At 36.1% G+C, this 17,842-nt stretch carries 17 protein-coding genes; 5 read left to right on the top strand and 12 right to left on the bottom strand.

Annotation, left to right across the window (positions count from 1 at the left end; translation table 11 throughout):
• Positions 1–48: 48 nt before the first annotated feature.
• Positions 49–1,062, bottom strand: coding sequence for a hypothetical protein (locus tag RA0C_RS01320; RefSeq protein WP_004919205.1), 1,014 nt, complete (start codon positions 1,060–1,062; stop codon positions 49–51).
• Between the two features lie 162 nt (positions 1,063–1,224).
• On the opposite strand from RA0C_RS01320, the gene RA0C_RS01315 reads away from it, so the two are divergent.
• From RA0C_RS01315 to RA0C_RS01300, 4 genes are read left to right on the top strand one after another with little or no spacing between them, the layout of a single operon-like run.
• Positions 1,225–2,037, top strand: coding sequence for a CPBP family intramembrane glutamic endopeptidase (locus RA0C_RS01315; protein ID WP_004919207.1), 813 nt, complete (start codon positions 1,225–1,227; stop codon positions 2,035–2,037).
• 14 nt (positions 2,038–2,051) lie between these two features.
• Entirely contained in the window at positions 2,052–2,627 is a 576-nt protein-coding gene (gene rdgB, locus RA0C_RS01310; protein WP_004919209.1) for an RdgB/HAM1 family non-canonical purine NTP pyrophosphatase, read from the top strand.
• A gap of 13 nt (positions 2,628–2,640) precedes the next feature.
• Positions 2,641–3,555, top strand: a complete 915-nt coding sequence (locus RA0C_RS01305; protein ID WP_004919211.1) for a ribonuclease Z — start codon at positions 2,641–2,643, stop codon at positions 3,553–3,555.
• Positions 3,555–4,325 (top strand): TIGR02757 family protein, encoded by a 771-nt coding sequence (locus tag RA0C_RS01300; RefSeq protein ID WP_004919213.1) that lies wholly within the window; start codon positions 3,555–3,557, stop codon positions 4,323–4,325. The genes RA0C_RS01305 and RA0C_RS01300 overlap by 1 nt, the downstream gene beginning before the upstream one ends.
• Positions 4,326–4,361: 36 nt before the next feature.
• Here the strand turns inward: RA0C_RS01300 and RA0C_RS01295 are convergent, their stop codons facing one another.
• The 10 genes from RA0C_RS01295 to RA0C_RS01250 form a co-directional block, all read right to left on the bottom strand.
• The gene (locus tag RA0C_RS01295) at positions 4,362–5,030 is read right to left on the bottom strand and encodes a hypothetical protein (RefSeq protein ID WP_013446674.1); all 669 of its coding nucleotides are present in this window, start codon (positions 5,028–5,030) and stop codon (positions 4,362–4,364) included.
• Positions 5,031–5,190: 160 nt separating this feature from the next.
• Positions 5,191–5,772, bottom strand: a complete 582-nt coding sequence (locus RA0C_RS01290; protein WP_004919218.1) for a hypothetical protein — start codon at positions 5,770–5,772, stop codon at positions 5,191–5,193.
• Positions 5,773–5,775: 3 nt separating this feature from the next.
• Entirely contained in the window at positions 5,776–6,558 is a 783-nt protein-coding gene (locus RA0C_RS01285; RefSeq protein WP_017686146.1) for a hypothetical protein, read from the bottom strand.
• A gap of 430 nt (positions 6,559–6,988) precedes the next feature.
• Positions 6,989–7,186 carry a hypothetical protein gene (locus RA0C_RS01280; protein WP_004919222.1) on the bottom strand — a complete coding sequence of 66 codons (198 nt, stop codon included), beginning with the start codon at positions 7,184–7,186 and terminating at the stop codon, positions 6,989–6,991.
• Positions 7,187–7,656: 470 nt separating this feature from the next.
• Positions 7,657–9,435 carry an acyl-CoA dehydrogenase family protein gene (locus RA0C_RS01275; protein ID WP_004919226.1) on the bottom strand — a complete coding sequence of 593 codons (1,779 nt, stop codon included), beginning with the start codon at positions 9,433–9,435 and terminating at the stop codon, positions 7,657–7,659.
• 51 nt (positions 9,436–9,486) lie between these two features.
• A complete protein-coding gene (locus RA0C_RS01270) occupies positions 9,487–10,665 on the bottom strand; it encodes a thiolase family protein (RefSeq protein ID WP_004919227.1) in 1,179 nt (392 codons plus the stop codon).
• 68 nt (positions 10,666–10,733) lie between these two features.
• Positions 10,734–13,139 (bottom strand): 3-hydroxyacyl-CoA dehydrogenase/enoyl-CoA hydratase family protein, encoded by a 2,406-nt coding sequence (locus RA0C_RS01265; RefSeq protein ID WP_004919229.1) that lies wholly within the window; start codon positions 13,137–13,139, stop codon positions 10,734–10,736.
• A 23-nt stretch (positions 13,140–13,162) separates the two neighbouring features.
• On the bottom strand, positions 13,163–13,612 hold the full coding sequence (locus RA0C_RS01260) for a MarR family winged helix-turn-helix transcriptional regulator (protein ID WP_004919230.1): 450 nt from the start codon (positions 13,610–13,612) through the stop codon (positions 13,163–13,165).
• Positions 13,613–13,832: 220 nt separating this feature from the next.
• On the bottom strand, positions 13,833–14,837 hold the full coding sequence (locus RA0C_RS01255; RefSeq protein WP_004919232.1) for a peptidylprolyl isomerase: 1,005 nt from the start codon (positions 14,835–14,837) through the stop codon (positions 13,833–13,835).
• Between the two features lie 165 nt (positions 14,838–15,002).
• Positions 15,003–15,821: an enoyl-ACP reductase FabI gene (locus RA0C_RS01250; protein WP_004919236.1), complete on the bottom strand. Its 819-nt coding sequence runs from the start codon at positions 15,819–15,821 to the stop codon at positions 15,003–15,005.
• 124 nt (positions 15,822–15,945) lie between these two features.
• Here RA0C_RS01250 and fsa point away from each other — a divergent pair, with 124 nt between their 5' ends.
• Entirely contained in the window at positions 15,946–16,599 is a 654-nt protein-coding gene (gene fsa, locus RA0C_RS01245) for a fructose-6-phosphate aldolase (RefSeq protein ID WP_004919237.1), read from the top strand.
• Between the two features lie 76 nt (positions 16,600–16,675).
• Here the strand turns inward: fsa and ychF are convergent, their stop codons facing one another.
• On the bottom strand, positions 16,676–17,767 hold the full coding sequence (ychF, locus tag RA0C_RS01240; protein ID WP_004919239.1) for a redox-regulated ATPase YchF: 1,092 nt from the start codon (positions 17,765–17,767) through the stop codon (positions 16,676–16,678).
• Between the last annotated feature and the right edge of the window lie 75 nt (positions 17,768–17,842).

The following is a 17,842-nucleotide window of genomic DNA, read 5'->3' as shown; positions in this document are numbered from 1 at the left end:
TTCCAAAATGCAAATTTAAGAAATTTTTAGTGGTTCATCTTTGTATCACTAGTGTTTTTTTGCGTTTATGGCACTTTCTATTAGGTTTTCAGTAATTTCTAATGCTTTTTGTTTTGAAGTACGCTCCACTTCTCTAATGTTTTGATAGCTTAATACTTCTTCTATGTTTTTAGAAAAAACAATCTTTTTACCGTACTTCATTGCATCACCATTATTACCACTTACCTTCGTTTTGCCGTAGTATTCTGTAATATTAAAAAAGTGAGTTTTCTGCTGTATAGGTGCCCAAATCAAACTAGCCTTCAGTAAATACTCATCAAATAATTCTTGTGGTACTTTCTCCGTAAAATAGGTTAATTTCAGGTTATTTAGATTTTTTTGTTCTAAACTTTTGAGCCAATCTAACTCCTCTCCCATTGCTTTCCCTAAGAAAACAACTTCGGTAGGTTCGTTAAAGTATTGACTACTTAGACTTTCCACTACCGCCTTGTAATCTCTTCGTTTTTGTGATACAATCCCTGGAATAACCAATGTTAAACCCTTATTATTAGAAAACTCCTGCTGATATTCTGTATAAAAAAGCGGAATATGCTGATATTTAGAAGGAGCCAACTCTTCCGACAATACCCAACGGCTTACCGAGTTTTGGTAAACGCTATTTTTCAGCATCAGACCTTCCTTTAAAAGGAGTTTTATCCTATAAACAGTATCTTCTTTCAATAAGACTTTTAGCAAGTCTGTATTACTCGCTTTAATGAAATTGAGATTATGGCAAATGATGGCGGTCTTATAGTTTTTAACCACTTTATCAAAAATATTAAAATAGCGATGTACCGTCCCCACCACCACCAAATCATACTCTTTGGCTGACAATAGCTTAAGTATTGTATTAGGATTTGCTTCTATAATGTTAGGCGTGTTTTTACCCAACAACTTCTTTATTTTATTAGAGAAAAAATAATCTACCTCTACCCGATTAGATGCCTCCATCAATGTTTTAAAACTAAGAGCTATCTCTGCATGAGTGTCTAGCTCTACATAAGCTATTTTATATTTAGTCATTACCTTACTATTTGTGTCTTGCATTTCTGTTAAGACTCTAGATTTCCTTTCTTTATTACCCAACAAATATATAAAAATAGCCTAAGCCAAAACGGAATATTTAGGTGTTTTGATTCTAAATCCATTATCTTTGCGAAATCCAAACCTATTTATATTTAGTAGATGAATCAAAAATTCAAATTGGGGCTTGACGGCATTGCTATACTTATAGGGAGCTATATAGTTGCTTCGCTTATACTCGCTGTGTACACTATCGCTAATGTCTTTATTTTAAAGGAAGAGGTTGCTACTTCTATGGGATTGAGTCTAATCTCATTTGTACTCTCATTAGGAGTGCCTATTGCAGCGTTTGATATTTTTATTGTAAGACCACAGACCAAAAAACCGCTCCGTTTAGGTGTAGGCAATGTAACGGCTTCTAATGTTCTTTTATCTCTAATGATGATGGTAGGTATGGTGCTGATGGCAGAAGTCCTTACTTCCTTTATCCCAACGAAAGGAGGCATATTAGGAAAGCTTTACGATACTTTTATGGGAGTTTTTAAAGGAATGCTTAGTGATAAGGTAGGACTTGCCATTATGGTAGTGTGCCTTGCACCTCTATTAGAAGAAGTTTTATTTAGAGGTATTATACAAGGTGGACTTACAAACAAAGGCGTTGCTCCCAAGAAAGCCATTGTTATCTCTGCTTTAGTATTTGGTATTGTACACGCCAATCCTTGGCAATTTGTGGGCGCGTTTTTATTGGGGTTGGTATTGGGATTAGTTTATTTCAAAACGGAATCTATTGTAATCCCTATTTTACTACATGCTTTTAATAATTTCATCTCTTATCTGATGCTAGTCTATGCCGATACAGAACACTCTTATGAACTCTTAGGTATCAACAAAATAGTATCTTTTATTATAGGCATGGTTATCTTCGGAGTTGCCTATTATCTGTTTATGCATAGAAAAACCCACTTTACCAAATAGAAAACAATACTCTAATGAAAAAAGAAATCTTAATAGCAACACACAATCAACATAAAAAAGAAGAAATCCAACAAATCTTAGGTGATGGCTTCATAGTAAAAAGCCTTTCCGATTATCAACTCAATGATGAAATCGTGGAAGACGGCAATACTTTTGAGGAAAACGCATTTATTAAAGCCTCTTATTGTTTCCAAAAAACAGGCATTCCGAGTTTGGGCGACGATAGTGGACTTGTAGTAGATGCCTTAGACGGAAGACCGGGGATTTACTCGGCAAGATATGCTGGCAACCACGACTTTAAAGCCAATATTGCTAAAGTCTTAGAAGAAATGCAAGGCAAAACTAATAGAGCAGCTCATTTCATTACTGTATTATGTTTGGTAGATGAAAACGGTACTTCCTATTTTGAAGGCAAAGTACATGGGCATCTTCTAGAGGAAGACCGAGGACATCAGGGCTTTGGCTACGACCCTATCTTTGTACCTAACGGCTACGAAACCACCTTTGCAGAAATGGCTCCAGAGGAAAAGAACGCCATTAGCCATAGAAAAAATGCCTTAGACCAGTTTTTAACCACCATTACCCAATAAATTTCATCTAGCAGTGAGTGTACATTTAACCATATTAGGCTTCAATTCAGCAATTCCTACCGTAAACTCGTCTACGACCTCTCAGCTTTTAGAGGTACAAGAACGCTACTTCTTAATAGATTGTGGCGAAGGAGCACAAGTACAACTAAGAAGAGCCAAAGCCAAGTTTTCTAAAATCAATCATATATTTATCTCTCACCTACATGGCGACCATTGTTTTGGCTTACCAGGACTTATTGCATCGTTTCGTTTGCTAGGGAGAGAAACCCCTTTACACATCTATGGTCCGAAGGGAATCCAAGAGATGCTAGAAACTATTTTTAGAATTACAGAAACCCAAAGAGGCTTTGAAGTGATTTACCACGAACTAGAAGGCAATCAGTCGGTAAAAATCTACGAAGACCACAAAGTGGAAGTCTTTACCATTCCGCTCAACCATAGGATTTACTGCAATGGCTATCTCTTTAGAGAAAAACCAAAGGAACGCCACCTGAATATGGAGGAAATCAGCAAGTATCCTGAAATAGAAACTTGCGATTATCACAACCTTAAAAAAGGAAAAGACTTTACCCTATCCGATGGTTTTGTACTCAAAAATGAGGCACTTACCACCCCACCACAACCTTCTGTATCTTATGCTTTTTGTAGTGATACCCGCTATTTGGAAAGTATCGTCCCAATTATCAAAGGTGTAGATGTTCTCTACCACGAGGCAACTTTCTTACACGATTTAAAGGAAATGGCAGACTATACGGGGCATACTACCGCCCTAGAAGCAGCTACTATTGCCCAAAAAGCAGGGGTTAAAAAACTCATTTTAGGACACTTTTCTAACCGATATGCCGACTTAAATGTCTTTACCGATGAAGCTAGAACCGTATTCCCTAATACCTTTCTACCCAAAATGCTAGAAACCATAAAAATCTAATGGATTCCAACGAGCTAAAAGACTTCCTAAACGAGAAGGCAGACCTATACAACCACCCCAATTTTATAGAGCAAGACCCTATACAAATACCGCATCGGTTTTCTCTAAAACAGGATATTGAAATCGCAGGGTTTATAGCAGCTACCATTGCTTGGGGCAACCGAAAATCTATTATCAAAAGTGCCAACCATATTATGGAGCTTATGGGACAGTCGCCATTGGATTTTGTACTGAACCATACCGATAAAGATTTAGACAAGATAGGCACTAGAGCCATACACCGCACTTTTAACTCGGAAGACTTAATCTATTTTATCCAAAGATTTAAGCATCTCTACCAAAACCACTCGTCTATGGAAGAGCTCCTACTTCCCCAAGACGGCGAAACCAATTTCTACCACGCACTAGAACGCTTTAGAAATGCATTCCTAGATACCACCACCCAGCACCGTAGCCACAAGCACATCAGCTCTACCTACAAGAAATCTGCGGCTAAACGGCTGATGATGTTCCTAAGATGGATGGTAAGAAAGGACAACAAAGGCGTAGATTTTGGCATTTGGGAACAGCTAGACCCTGCCCTACTGTCTATCCCACTAGATGTGCACACGGGCAACATAGCAAGGCAGCTCCAACTGATTACAAGAACCCAAAACGATTGGAAAACCGTGGAAGAACTAGACCACACCATTAGAAAATGGGACGCCAAAGACCCCGCAAAGTACGATTTTGCCCTCTTTGGACTAGGCGTTTCTGGAGAGTTTAAATAGGGTTGATACTAAACTAAATACTAAAACCCGCTCAATTTAATTATCTAACTTTTTCCATCCTTTAGATGTACAACCATAAAATGAGACTGAAAAAGCTATCTGACCTATTTTTGTACAAGCACTTCCTTCAGTCAAACTAAGTGTTGCTCCTTCTCGGTCTCCCCCTCCTATAACCAAAGAGCCTCCCACAACTAGTTTTTCTGTAGGTTTTTCCTTAGCTGAAACGCCATTATTCCCATTCTCACCTATATATAGACCATTAGCTCTATCAGTATATCCCCCAATAAAGAAACCATCATCTACCCCTGTAGAAAACAAAAACAAATGACCAGACCTATTTCCTATATCAATTCCATAATCTGATAATATTCCCTGCTTATCAACATTAGAATAATGCTTTACAAATGAGTTCGGATTATCTCTATTAACAACTGCAAAATCAGCCAATTTTGTATTTTTCACATAAGTATAAATATCTGGTTTAGTATTATCTTGAGTAGCATAATTAAAGTAAAGCTTCCCACTCCCCTTAATATGTAAAATATCACTATCCCCATTATTAAATCTCAATAGAGTGGTAGCAACTGACGCTGACGGAGTTTGAATATCTAATGTAGCCTCTGGCTCTGAATTGTTAATTCCCAATTTACCTTGCGAAAATACCATTATTGGCAATAAAAGACTTGTTATTTTAAAAAATTTCATTTGTACTGTATTAACTTAATTATTATCTAACTGATTCCACACTTTAGCATTACATCCATAAAAATGCCCTTTATAATAGACCATTTCCCCATTAATGCAAGTAGATGCTGCGGGTAAATCACTAACTTCTTCTAGTTTTATACTGCCTCCTACATCTATCTTAGTGGTAGGTAAACGGTTGAGAGAAACTCCCACCAACCAACCCTGAAGCAGAGAAAAAAACTCCTGATTTAGGGTTTTTAGCTGCACTCACAGGAAGTATGTAGTTACCCAATTTAGGTACATTTACATTAAATATAGCACTTGACCCAAGGTTTAATACAAACAGAATTCCTCCTAAATTATTATTATCAAACGAACCCGCACCATAAGAATAGAATGTTTGTAATTTGGGAGTGTATGTATAGCTAGTATTATTAGTAGCAGCTTCACTATCTGCCACTTTATCAGCTTCAGAAGCCCACCCCTTATCAAAAGCTCCAAAAGAACTAGTAATTATATCTACAGTTCCCGTTGGATTAAGATTATTAAATCCAAACATTCCATCATCAGAAACAGAAAAAGCAACATTAGAGGCATTAGCACCATAAGTTAATCGCAGGGCTTTTGTCCCAAAAGTATTTCCCAAACTCTTAACTTCTAAACGGGCTTCAGGTCGCAGAGTATTAATCCCCACATTTCCTAACTGAGAAAAGGCTAAACTAGAAATAAGAAGTCCTAAAAGTATATTTAATTTTCTCATATTTTAATTATTGTTTAATTTTTTCCACTTCATCTCTCCCGTCTTTACTCCATTAGAATAAATTTCCACACAACCTATAAAATTGTCATTAGTACTATCAAAGGCAATAACACCTGGATTTGTACAGCTAGATTCAGCAGAATACGCTTTTCCTTCATCTTCTATCCTTAAGGAGCCACTTGTTAATAAAGCTATTTGCCTATCTCCAGAAAGTACAGAGCTATAGATAGCAGGACTGGAATCTATCCTATGAGAAGCAAAAACTGTTGTCCCTGAATCAAACAGAAAAAAGCCATTAGCGGTTCCGTTAGAATGAAAGCCCACGAATGCTCCGTATGCGGAAGCTCCACTTGCATTAGCGGTTTTATAGGTTGTTTTGCTACTATCTTTGTCAAGTATCCAAGAATGAGTCCCCATATATGACTGATTAAGCTCTTTCTGCTTTGGATTTATATAAGTTCTAAAACTAGCTTTAGTATCTTGTGCATAGATACTAAAAGTAGGTACCGTATCTAGATAAGTATTATCTTTACCATAGACAGTCATTTGAGCAATAGGATTATCTGTAGTTGTAGCACCAAACCCAAACGCCCCATTATTTCTGCCTGACATAATGATTTTATCATCTGAGTTCAAGATTCTAAAAGCCTTATCTTCTGGTTTATTAGTAGTTGTTTTTATATCTAAAGTATATACTGGAGATGTTGTTCCTATACCCACTTTTTGTGCATCACAAAAGTTTATCCCAAAACACAACATTCCCAAAAACATAAAATTATTCGACATTTTTATTTTTTGCTTTCCATAATGTCAAAAAATATGCCAAATATAAAATTAAATACTATATATATAATTGCCATAGAAATTAGACAATGTCATATGACAATACATCTTTATATACTCTTTAGAAATACTAAATACCCTTATATATATCCTTGCTTTTTTCAAAATACTCTAACTCTAAGTTATAACTGGTTTATAAAATATCAAGCATTCCCTCCTCCAATATATATACTATAACAGATAAAATATTAAGTTTAATCAATTTTAGTATTAAAGCATAACATTACAAGACCACACCATTAGAAAATGGGACGCCAAAGACCCTGCAAAGTATGATTTAGTTCTCTTTAGCCTAGGCATTCATAGAAAGTTTAAATAAAATGCTTATTCATCTATTTTTCAGAAATAATCTCTACAAAAACAACTCCTTAATTTACAAATATTTATGCAGCATTGCTAGATAAGGCAATGAGATTGTAAACTTATATTTTTTTTCAGCGTTATCGTTACACTTTTTTAGGTCATCTTCCATTCTTTTTGCCTCAAATATAGAATTAACTGACTCCATAAAAGAGTATCCTATAAAATAAGAAAGACCTAAAGCAAATGTAGCAACAAAATAATTTTCCATTTCATCTTGTTCTAAAAAGTATAAATCCTACAATTCCTGATATGATAATGGAAAAACTAACGAATACAACCATATTACTAAAAACTCTTTTACATTTATTAACTTCCACTTGAATTCAGTACGGAGATAAAGTTCTACTATTCTATATCCTCCCATTTAGCCTCAGTAGTTTTTCTGAAATCAATATATTTTTTAATAGACTCTATATCAGCTCTTATTTCAGTATTAATGTAAAAGTTATCCTCTATCACTTTAGGTAAAACAAAATCGTTACAATATTCTAGAGCATACCTTTCAAAGAAGTTAATAACTTCTTCTTTATCAATATTTTTGAAAGACTTTTTCTACCATAGGGCAATAAGCAACTGTAGGGTATTCGTATATTTTGTTTATAATTTTATACAAAAAAAATTGAGGTTCTATAAAAACCTCAATTTTTCAAAAATTCAATAACTGCTTATACTTTACTCTTAATACCCTCCTTTTTCAATAAAATGTTTCGCTACTTTTTCAGTAAGGGCAATTACATTAGGGGTGTTGGTATATTTAGTAAATCTTCTAAGACCAGAAAGCATCATTCTTTGCTCATCGCCTTCTGCAAAAGACACAATACCTTCTTTAGCAGATACAATAATCTTCTCTACTGCTTTATAAAGATTCAGCTGTGCCATTGCTGCCTCTGCAGAATCTGGTGCATAATGCTTCTCTGCTCTTAAAATAGCAGACTCCGCCATATAAATTTGGTTAAGAATTTCAGATGCATTTAGTAGAAGATGCTGTTGTTTTTCAATATCCATCATATACTTCTGTAAAGCCGCTCCTGAAACCATTAGGAAAACCTTTTTAAGATTAGCAATCATCGCCTTTTCCTCACTCATAAATGCAGAATAATCTGGCGTTTCAAAAGACGGGATAGACATCAACTCCTTACCTACTGCCATTGCTGGAGACATTAGGTCTATTTGCCCTTTCATCGCTTTTTTAATCAGCATACCTACGGCTAACAATCGGTTAATCTCATTGGTTCCTTCGTAGATTCTAGAAATTCTAGAGTCTCTCCAAGCCGCTTCCATTGGTGTATCCTCCGAGAAGCCCATTCCTCCAAAAATCTGAATCCCCTCATCAGCCGATTGTTGCAACAAATCAGACACGAATACTTTTAATATAGAACATTCTACTGCATACTCCTCTACTCCTTTAAGCTCTGCCTCTTGGTGGTTCATTCCTCCCGCTACGAGTTCATCTATCTTATCCTGAACATCTTTAGCCGCACGGTAAGAACCTGCTTCACTCACAAATATACCAGTTGCCATTTCCGCTACTTTCTTACGGATAGCCCCAAAAGTAGAAATAGAAGTTCCGAACTGCTTTCTCTCGTTAGCATATTGGATAGAATAGCTAAGGATTCTTCTTTGAGCATCTAAACAAGCTGCAGCAAGTTTAATTCTACCCACATTAAGCGCGTTAAGAGCGATTTTAAACCCATTGTTTCTCTCTCCTAAAAGACACTCTACAGGCACTTTCATATCGTTAAAGAATACCTGACGCGTAGAAGAAGCACGGATACCAAGTTTATGCTCTTCCTCCCCGAAAGTTAGACTTTCTGGATTTTCTAACTCGGAACGATTAACCACAAACCCAGTGATATTTTTGTCGTCATCTATTTTAGCAAAGAAAGTGAAGGTATCTGCAAAACCTGCATTAGAAATCCACATTTTTTGACCGTTGATGATATAATGTTTACCATCTTCTGAAAGTCTTGCCTTAGTTTTTCCGCTGTTGGCATCAGACCCTGCGTCTGGCTCTGTAAGGCAGTAAGCTCCAAATTTAGCCCCTGTAGCTAAGTCTGGTAGATATTTTTGTTTTTGAGCTTCCGTTCCGTAAAGTAAAATAGGCAGCGTACCGATACCTGTATGTGCTCCGTATGCCGTAGCCAAAGACCCCGTAGCTCCCGACAGATAATCACAAGCCAACATAGTGGTTACAAAGCCCATACCCAAACCACCATAAGACTCAGGAACCGAAATTCCTAAAAAGCCCATAGCTCCGATTTCTTTCATACACTCTTCTGTAAAAGCATAATCTTTCTTTTCAAAACGCTCCCTATTTGGGATTACGGTTCTATCTATAAACTCCTTTGCAGAGTCTCTAAGCATTTTTTGTTCTTCTGACAGTTCCTCTATTGAGAAAATTTGTGTTGCTGGAGTTTCTTTAATTAAAAATTCTCCCCCTTTTAGTATTGTACTCATTTTGTAAATTTTAAGTGTTGTATTATTAAATATTAAATCATTTTTGAACTCTTATAAAAGCTCAAAAATACTTGCAGCTCCCTGTCCTGTTCCTACGCACATAGTTACCATACCGTATTTGCTGCCTCTTTGTCTCATTTCGTCTAAAAGCTGAACGGTAAGTTTAGTACCTGTACAACCTAGCGGGTGTCCTAATGCAATAGCACCTCCATTCACATTTACAATCTCTGGATTAAGGTCTAACTCCTTTTTAATTGCTACTGATTGAGAGGCAAATGCCTCGTTCAGCTCTATTAAATCTATATCTTTAAGTTGTAAGCCTGCTTGTTTAAGTGCTTTTGGAATAGCGTAAACAGGTCCCATACCCATAATTCTCGGCTCTAGACCTGCTGCTGCATAAGATACTAACCTTGCTTCAGGCTGTAAGCCTAACTCTTTTACCATATCTTCAGACATTACAATAACAAACGCTGCTCCGTCTGACATTTGTGATGAGTTACCTGCCGTAACGCTTCCTCCATTCGCAAATACAGGTCTTAGTTTAGCCAAACCTTCTAAAGAAGTATCTTTTCTAGGACCTTCGTCCACAGAGAAGTCAAAAGATTTAGTTTGTAACTTTTGATTTTCATCAAGGAAGGTATATTCTACTGAAATAGGCACAATTTGATTGGCAAATTTATTTTCCGCCAATGCCTTTAATGCTTTTTGGTGTGATTCAAAAGCGAATAAATCTTGCTCCTCTCTACTGATGTTGTATTGTTTTGCCACCGCTTCTGCTGTATAGCCCATTCCCCAATAGTAGTCAGGGTTAGACTTAGCTATATCCGTCTCTGGTACAGGCTTGTACCCACCCATTGGAATAAAGCTCATAGATTCCGTTCCCCCTGCAATGATACAGTCTGCCATACCTGCCTGAATTTTAGCCGAAGCAATCGCAATAGCTTCAGACCCTGAAGCACAATATCTGTTCACCGTAACTCCTGGAACTTTATCTGTATTAAGCCCCATAAGCGAAATCAGCCTCGCTATATTAAGCCCTTGTTCTGCCTCTGGCATTGCATTCCCCACGATGAGGTCATCTATTCTATCTTTATCTAACTGAGGCACATCGCTCATCAGTTTTTCTATTACTTTAGCTGCCATCACATCTGGCCTTGTAAATCTTAAAGACCCTTTAGGTGCCTTGCCTACAGCTGTTCTGTAACCTTTTATTATGTATGCTGTTTTCATATATTTCTTTGTATTGTGTACTTATGCTAAAAGCACTTTTTGTACAGAATTGATTGTTTAGTTCTAAATTAGTTTCTTAGTGGTTTTCCTTTTTGAAGCATAAATTGGATACGTTCTAAAGTTTTTCTCTCTCCACAAAGCTGTAAGAAAGTCTCTCTCTCTAAGTTAAGAAGGTATTGCTCTGTAACTAAAGTTTCTTCAGAAAGATTTCCTCCTGCCATTACAAAAGCTAACTTATCTGCAATTTTCTTATCATGTTCGGAAATAAAATTACCTGTAAGCATTTGGTCTGTACCTACATAGAACATACCTAATGTATCTTTACCTAGAACTCTTACTTTCTCAGAAACAGGCTGTGTATAGCCTTGTTCTGCCATTAGTAACGCTACTTTTTTAGCCTCTGCAATCTGTCTATTTTTATTGACTACCACAAAGTCTTTACCATGCTGAAGAATATCCATATCATAGGCTTCGTAAGCCGAAGTAGCCACTTTACCCATAGCAATATTCATAAAGGCATCTCTTAGACGGTTATTTTTAACATCGTCTTTAGACATTTGTTTCATGGTTCTTAAAGTCATTTCTTTAGTACCACCACCGCCTGGGATAACCCCTACACCTACTTCTACCAGACCAATGTAAGTTTCTGCAACAGCTACCACACGGTCAGCGTGAAGCGTCATCTCGCAACCTCCACCTAGTGTCATTCCAAACGGAGCTACCACTACTGGTATTGAAGAGTAACGAAGCCTCATCATTGACTTTTGGAAATAAGCAATCGCCATATTCAAATCGTCCCAATCTTGGTCAATCGCCATCATCAGAATCATAGCTAAGTTAGCACCCACCGAGAAATTAGCTCCTTGGTTAGCCACTACTAGACCATCGTATTCCTTTTCTGCTAGGTCTATCGCTCTGTTAAGACCGTCTAAAACTTCTCCTCCAAGAGAGTTCATCTTAGAACGAATTTCAAAGTTGATGATACCATCACCTAAATACTGTATCGCCGAACCTGAATTGCTCCAAAGCGTTTTATTTTTTCTAATATTATCTAAAATGATAAAGGCATCTTGCCCTGGTATAGACTGATAATCTGCCTTAGTTTTATCAAAGTATAAAGTTTGACCTTCTTCACTCACTTGATAAAACGCTTTACCTTGCTCTGCTAAAGATTTAACCCAATCTGATACTTCATACCCTGCTTCCTTGGCCAATTCTACACCTTTTTGAACACCTACAGCGTCCCAAATTTCAAAAGGTCCATTTTCCCAACCAAATCCAGCACGCATAGCATCATCTATCTTATAAACTTCGCCTGAAATTTCTGGAACTTTGTGAGAAACATAGGCAAACAATGCTCCCAAAGTGCTGCGATACAACTCGCCTGCCTTATCTTTACCCCCTATTAAAACTTTAAATCTATCAATAGGTTTGTCAATATTTTTAGTTAATTCTAAAGTAGGGAAAGAAGACTTATCTTGTAACTCATATTCTAAGGTATCTAAGTTTAATCCTAATATCTCTGATTTGCCATCGGCATTTTTAACTTTCTTAAAGAAACCTTGTTCTGTTTTAGAACCTAGCCAATTATTATCCATCATTTTTTGGATATAATCTGGCAACTGGAATACCGCCTTAAACTCTTCCGCCTCTGCTCCACTTTCTCTAACTCCATTAGCCACGTGTACAAGTGTATCCAGCCCCACCACATCTGCCGTTCTAAATGTCGCAGATTTCGGTCTACCAATTACTGGGCCTGTTAGTTTATCTACATCAGATACACTTAACCCTAGTTTTTGTACTTTGTGAAGTAAATCCATCATACCAAAAACACCTATTCTATTCGCAATAAAGGCTGGTGTATCTTTCGCTAAAACTGTAGTTTTCCCTAAAAATTTAGCCCCGTATTCCATATAGAAATCTACCACTTCTGGAGCGGTCTCTGGAGTAGGAATAATTTCTAAAAGTGGTAAATATCTTACTGGATTGAAGAAGTGTGTCCCTGCAAAATATTTCTTAAAATCATCGCTTCTGCCCTCAGTAAGAAGATGGATAGGAATACCCGATGTATTAGAAGAAACCAAAGTACCTTCTTTTCTGTATTGCTCTATCTTTTCGTAAACCGATTTTTTAATATCCAATCTCTCTACTACCACCTCAATAATCCAGTCGGTATTTTTGATTTTAGACATATCATCATCAAAGTTACCTACCGTTATTCTATCTGCAAATTTTGGAGTGTAAAGCAATGCAGGACTTGCCTTTTTAAGTTTCTCCAAATTTTCAGTCGCAATTCTATTTCTAAAGGCTTTATCCTCTTTAGTAAGACCTTTTTTCTGTTCCGCTTCTGTAAGTTCAAAAGGAACAATATCTAGCATAAGCACCTCTACGCCTATATTGGCAAAATGAGCCGCTATACCAGCACCCATAATTCCTGAACCAAGAACGGTAATGTGTTTAATTCTTCTTTTCATATTAAGTATAATTCTATTTTTATTTATTTTTTACGGTTGAGTTCGTTGGCAATCTTCACAATATCATTAGTTACCTCTTTAAAAACCTCTAATTTTTCGGGTGAAATTCTCTCAAGAATTAATTTATTAAAGTTAAGTACCATCGCCTTGGATAAATTTCTAGACTCTAAACCCTTTTCAGTTAGCTTAATGATAACTTCTCTTTTATCTACAGAAGATTTATCCTTGTAGATATAGCCATTATCCTCCAATAGTTTAATAATCCTTGTAAGCGAAGTGGGTTCTATCGCCATTTTAGGACCTAAATTGGTGCTTCTAGTTCCGTTCTTTGGGTCTATTTTCAGCAAAGTAAGTGCCTGTACAGTAGTTGAATCATGCTCTTGAGCTTTCTCCGAATACATTCTAGAAACAGCTAACCAAGTGGATTTAAGTATTAAATCTATGTTTTCTATTTTGTCTTTATTTGATTCCATTTTTATATCTAAAAACTTTGTACTTCAAATATAATACAAATACTATGCATGCATAATAATTAAATGTTAAATTTAAGTTAAATCAATAATAATCAATATTATAAATAATATGCAAAACATACAAAATAAATTCCACATAGAAACTAATCATCAGATTTATAACAAATTAAGGGCTTGATGAAAACCACCAAGCCCTTAATATCTGAGAATAAAATGTAAGTTATTTAACTTTAACCAATTCTACATCAAATAATAGCCACGCATTAGGTGGAATAACACCTCCTGCACCTCTTTCTCCATAAGCCAAATTAGATGGGATAAGCAATGTTGCTTGCTCGCCTTCTTTAAGAAGCATAATACCTTCGTCCCAACCTTTAATTACTCTACCAGTCCCCACAGGAAACTCTATTGGTTCTCCTCTTTTAAAAGAGTTATCAAACTCTTGCCCGTTAGTTAATCTTCCTGCATAGTGTACTGCCACCATATCACCTGCTTTAGGAGCTTTACCTTCAGTAGATTTTGTAATTTTATATAAAAGTCCAGACGCTGTAGCTGTCATTCCTGCCTTTAACTCTTCTAACTTCTTAGCTGCCTCTGCTTCTTTTTTAGCTATGTAAGCTTTATTTCTTTCTTGGATTTTAGACTTACCTTCATTAAATATTTTTGCTGCATCATAGTTTTTGTAAGAATCACCTTTAGTGAAAACCTCTACCTTTTGTATTACTACATCTTGCTTTGGCTTATCTTGTGCTCCTTTTTCTACATTAGCAATAGCATCTATAACTTCTAAACCTTGTATCACTTTACCAAACACCGTATGCCTACCATCTAACCAAGGTGTAGCCACTTCTGTAATAAAAAACTGAGAACCATTGGTGTTAGGACCAGAATTAGCCATGGATAGATAACCTTTACCCTCATGCTTTAGGTCATTCTTCTCGTCATCAAATTTATAACCAGGATCTCCCATTCCCGTTCCAGTAGGGTCTCCTCCTTGAATCATAAAATCCTTGATAACTCTATGGAAAATAATCCCATCATAATAAGGCTCTCCTTTTTTCTTAGCTTTATTTTCTATTGTACCTTGTGCTAATCCAACAAAGTTAGCTACAGTTACAGGAGATTCTTTGTCGTTAAACTGGATAATCATACTTCCTTTAGAAGTTTCCATTTTTGCATAAACACCCTCTGGAAGAGCGTTGTAAAATTCTTTTTCGATATTCATTTTTTTGTATATAGGATTACAATTAGTTAATGATAAAATTGCTAATAAAGCAACACACAAAGATAAGACTTTTTTCATCGTTAATTTAATTTGGGAATGGTTAAAACGAAATACCGAAACTTTAGTATCTGGCCTCGGTATTACTTTTATTTCAAGTATAGTAGATTAATCTTCTTTACTTTCGTCATACCTATCCACTATCTTCTGAGAAACCCCAGTATTGCTAAATCCTCCATCGTTGAAAAGATTTTGCATCGTTACCTTTCTTGTTAAATCAGAAAACATAGCTACGCAGTAGTTAGCACAATCTAAAGCTGTTGCGTTACCTAGTGGAGACATATCTTCTGCATAACCCAAGAAACCGCCAAAGCCTTTTACCCCACTTCCTGCTGTTGTAGGTGTTGGAGATTGTGATATGGTGTTTACTCTTACTTTTCTTTCACCCCAATAGTACCCAAAGCTTCTCGCAATACTCTCCAAATAAGATTTGTTATCTGCCATATCGTTATAGTCTGGGAAAGTTCTCTGAGCTGCAATGTAAGAAAGTGCTAAAATAGAGCCCCACTCGTTCATACAATCTTTATCCCAAGCGGTTTTCATAACTTTATGGAAAGAAACCGCCGACACATCCCAACCTTTTTCTAAAAAGCTATAATTAAGGTCAGTATAAGGTTTTCCTTTTCTTACATTAACCGACATTCCTATAGAGTGTAAAATAAAATCTAGCTTTCCAAATTTTTCTATCGCAGCATCAAAAAGTTTTTCTAAATCTTCCATAGAAGTAGCGTCTGCCCCTATTACTTCGGCTCCTGTTTTTTCTGCCAAAGCGTTTAATTCTCCCATTCTCATAGCGATAGGTGCATTAGATAAGATAAATTCAGCACCTTCTTCATGACATCTTTCTGCTACTTTCCAAGCGATAGATTGCTCGTTAAGAGCTCCAAATATAATTCCCTTTTTTCCTTTTAATAATCCGTATGACATAATTATTTTATTTAGCAACAAAAATAATAAAAAAAATAAGATTGGGATTACAATCAACCCTAAATTTGACTAGACTTCTTACATTAAATTACTATCTTTGCTGAAACAAAAATCTAATTTAAAAATGAAATTTTTTATTGACACCGCTAATCTTGAACAAATTAAAGAAGCTAAAAATCTAGGTATTTTAGATGGCGTAACTACCAATCCTTCCCTAATGGCTAAAGAAGGTATACAAGGGAAAGAAGCTATAATTAACCACTACAAAACTATTTGCGAACTGGTAGACGGAGATATTTCGGCAGAGGTACTTTCTACAACTTATGAAGAAATGATAAAAGAAGGCGAAGAACTAGTAGCCATCCACCCTAATATCGTGGTAAAAATACCAATGATAAAAGACGGGATAAAAGCTATAAAGTATTTTTCTGATAAAGGTATTAAGACTAACTGCACTTTAATATTTTCGGCAGGACAAGCTCTTTTAGCAGCTAAGGCGGGAGCGACTTATGTATCGCCTTTCTTGGGAAGACTGGACGACATCTCTACTGACGGACTTAATTTAATAGAAGAAATCAGAACTATATATGATAACTATATGTTTGAAACTGAAATTCTAGCCGCTTCTATAAGACACTCTATGCACATTATAGATTGTGCTAAGATAGGTGCTGATGTTATCACTTCTCCTTTAGCTCCTATATTGAGTTTACTTAAACACCCTTTAACGGATAATGGTCTAGCACAGTTTGTAGCTGATGCACAGAAATTAGGCTAGTAAACAACATCATAATTAAAAACAAAAAATCCTCACAACTAAGTTATGAGGATTTTTTTATTATTTGATTTAGATATTAAACATTAAATCTAAAATGCATAATATCACCGTCTTGTACCACATATTCTTTACCTTCCACAGAAAGTTTACCTGCTTCTTTTACCTTAGCTTCCGAACCGTAATTGATGAAATCTTCGTACTTAATTACTTCCGCACGGATAAACCCTTTCTCAAAATCAGTATGGATAACTCCTGCCGCTTGAGGCGCCGTCCAACCTTTACCTATCGTCCATGCTCTTACCTCTTTTACGCCTGCTGTGAAATAAGTTTGCAACTTTAAAAGTTCATACGCTTTACGGATAAGACGGTTAACTCCTGGCTCTTCTAGCCCTAACTCTTCTGAGAACATTTGGCGTTCTTCGTAGGTTTCTAGCTCATTAATATCTGCCTCTATCTGTGCTGCCAAAGCCAACACTTCCGCTCCTTCTTTTTGAGCTATTTCCTCCACTTTACTTATCCATTCATTACCATTTTTAATAGAGTTTTCATCTACATTACAAAGATAAAGCACAGGCTTTTTAGTTAATAATTGTATTTCGTCTATAATAAGCTGGGTAATATCGTCAGTTTCAAACTCACGAGCATTTCTTCCGCTTTCTACAAACTCTAAGATATTTTTTAATGTTTCGTATTTTAAAACATCCTCTTTCTTCCCTGATTTTATAAACTTTTTAGCTTTTTCTACCGCTTTAGTTAGAGTTTCTATGTCTTTTAGTTGTAGCTCTATATCTATAATTTCTTTATCTCTTAATGGGTCCACCGAACCTTCTACGTGCACGATATTCCCATTATCAAAACATCTCAATACATGGATAATAGCCTCACACTCACGGATATTTGCCAAAAACTGATTACCTAAACCTTCTCCTCTACTCGCTCCTTTAACCAGTCCCGCTATATCCACTATCTCCACCACTGCAGGAAGAACTCGCTCTGGATTAACCAATTTTTCCAACTCAAACAATCTCTGGTCTGGTACAGATACCGTTCCTAAGTTAGGCTCTATGGTACAGAAAGGATAGTTAGCACTCTGTGCTTTTGCATTACTAAGACAGTTAAACAAGGTTGATTTTCCTACATTAGGCAAACCTACAATTCCACATTTCATAATCAGATATATTATAATTTTGCAAATATAGTTAAGTAAGATTGGATTAAAAAATAAGACATCTGTTTTTTAAAG

The organism is Riemerella anatipestifer ATCC 11845 = DSM 15868 (genome assembly GCF_000252855.1).
GTDB classification, from domain to species: domain Bacteria; phylum Bacteroidota; class Bacteroidia; order Flavobacteriales; family Weeksellaceae; genus Riemerella; species Riemerella anatipestifera.
This window is presented reverse-complemented; position numbering and strand designations above follow the sequence as displayed.

Coding starts and splice junctions, on each gene's coding strand:
- RA0C_RS01320 (WP_004919205.1), bottom strand. CDS start 1,062: ATGACTAAATATAAAATAGCTTATGTAGAGCTAGACACTCATGCAGAG.
- RA0C_RS01315 (WP_004919207.1), top strand. CDS start 1,225: ATGAATCAAAAATTCAAATTGGGGCTTGACGGCATTGCTATACTTATA.
- rdgB (WP_004919209.1), top strand. CDS start 2,052: ATGAAAAAAGAAATCTTAATAGCAACACACAATCAACATAAAAAAGAA.
- RA0C_RS01300 (WP_004919213.1), top strand. CDS start 3,555: ATGGATTCCAACGAGCTAAAAGACTTCCTAAACGAGAAGGCAGACCTA.
- RA0C_RS01295 (WP_013446674.1), bottom strand. CDS start 5,030: ATGAAATTTTTTAAAATAACAAGTCTTTTATTGCCAATAATGGTATTT.
- RA0C_RS01290 (WP_004919218.1), bottom strand. CDS start 5,772: ATGAGAAAATTAAATATACTTTTAGGACTTCTTATTTCTAGTTTAGCC.
- RA0C_RS01285 (WP_017686146.1), bottom strand. CDS start 6,558: ATGTCGAATAATTTTATGTTTTTGGGAATGTTGTGTTTTGGGATAAAC.
- RA0C_RS01280 (WP_004919222.1), bottom strand. CDS start 7,186: ATGGAAAATTATTTTGTTGCTACATTTGCTTTAGGTCTTTCTTATTTT.
- RA0C_RS01275 (WP_004919226.1), bottom strand. CDS start 9,435: ATGAGTACAATACTAAAAGGGGGAGAATTTTTAATTAAAGAAACTCCA.
- RA0C_RS01270 (WP_004919227.1), bottom strand. CDS start 10,665: ATGAAAACAGCATACATAATAAAAGGTTACAGAACAGCTGTAGGCAAG.
- RA0C_RS01265 (WP_004919229.1), bottom strand. CDS start 13,139: ATGAAAAGAAGAATTAAACACATTACCGTTCTTGGTTCAGGAATTATG.
- RA0C_RS01260 (WP_004919230.1), bottom strand. CDS start 13,612: ATGGAATCAAATAAAGACAAAATAGAAAACATAGATTTAATACTTAAA.
- RA0C_RS01255 (WP_004919232.1), bottom strand. CDS start 14,837: ATGAATATCGAAAAAGAATTTTACAACGCTCTTCCAGAGGGTGTTTAT.
- RA0C_RS01250 (WP_004919236.1), bottom strand. CDS start 15,821: ATGTCATACGGATTATTAAAAGGAAAAAAGGGAATTATATTTGGAGCT.
- fsa (WP_004919237.1), top strand. CDS start 15,946: ATGAAATTTTTTATTGACACCGCTAATCTTGAACAAATTAAAGAAGCT.
- ychF (WP_004919239.1), bottom strand. CDS start 17,767: ATGAAATGTGGAATTGTAGGTTTGCCTAATGTAGGAAAATCAACCTTG.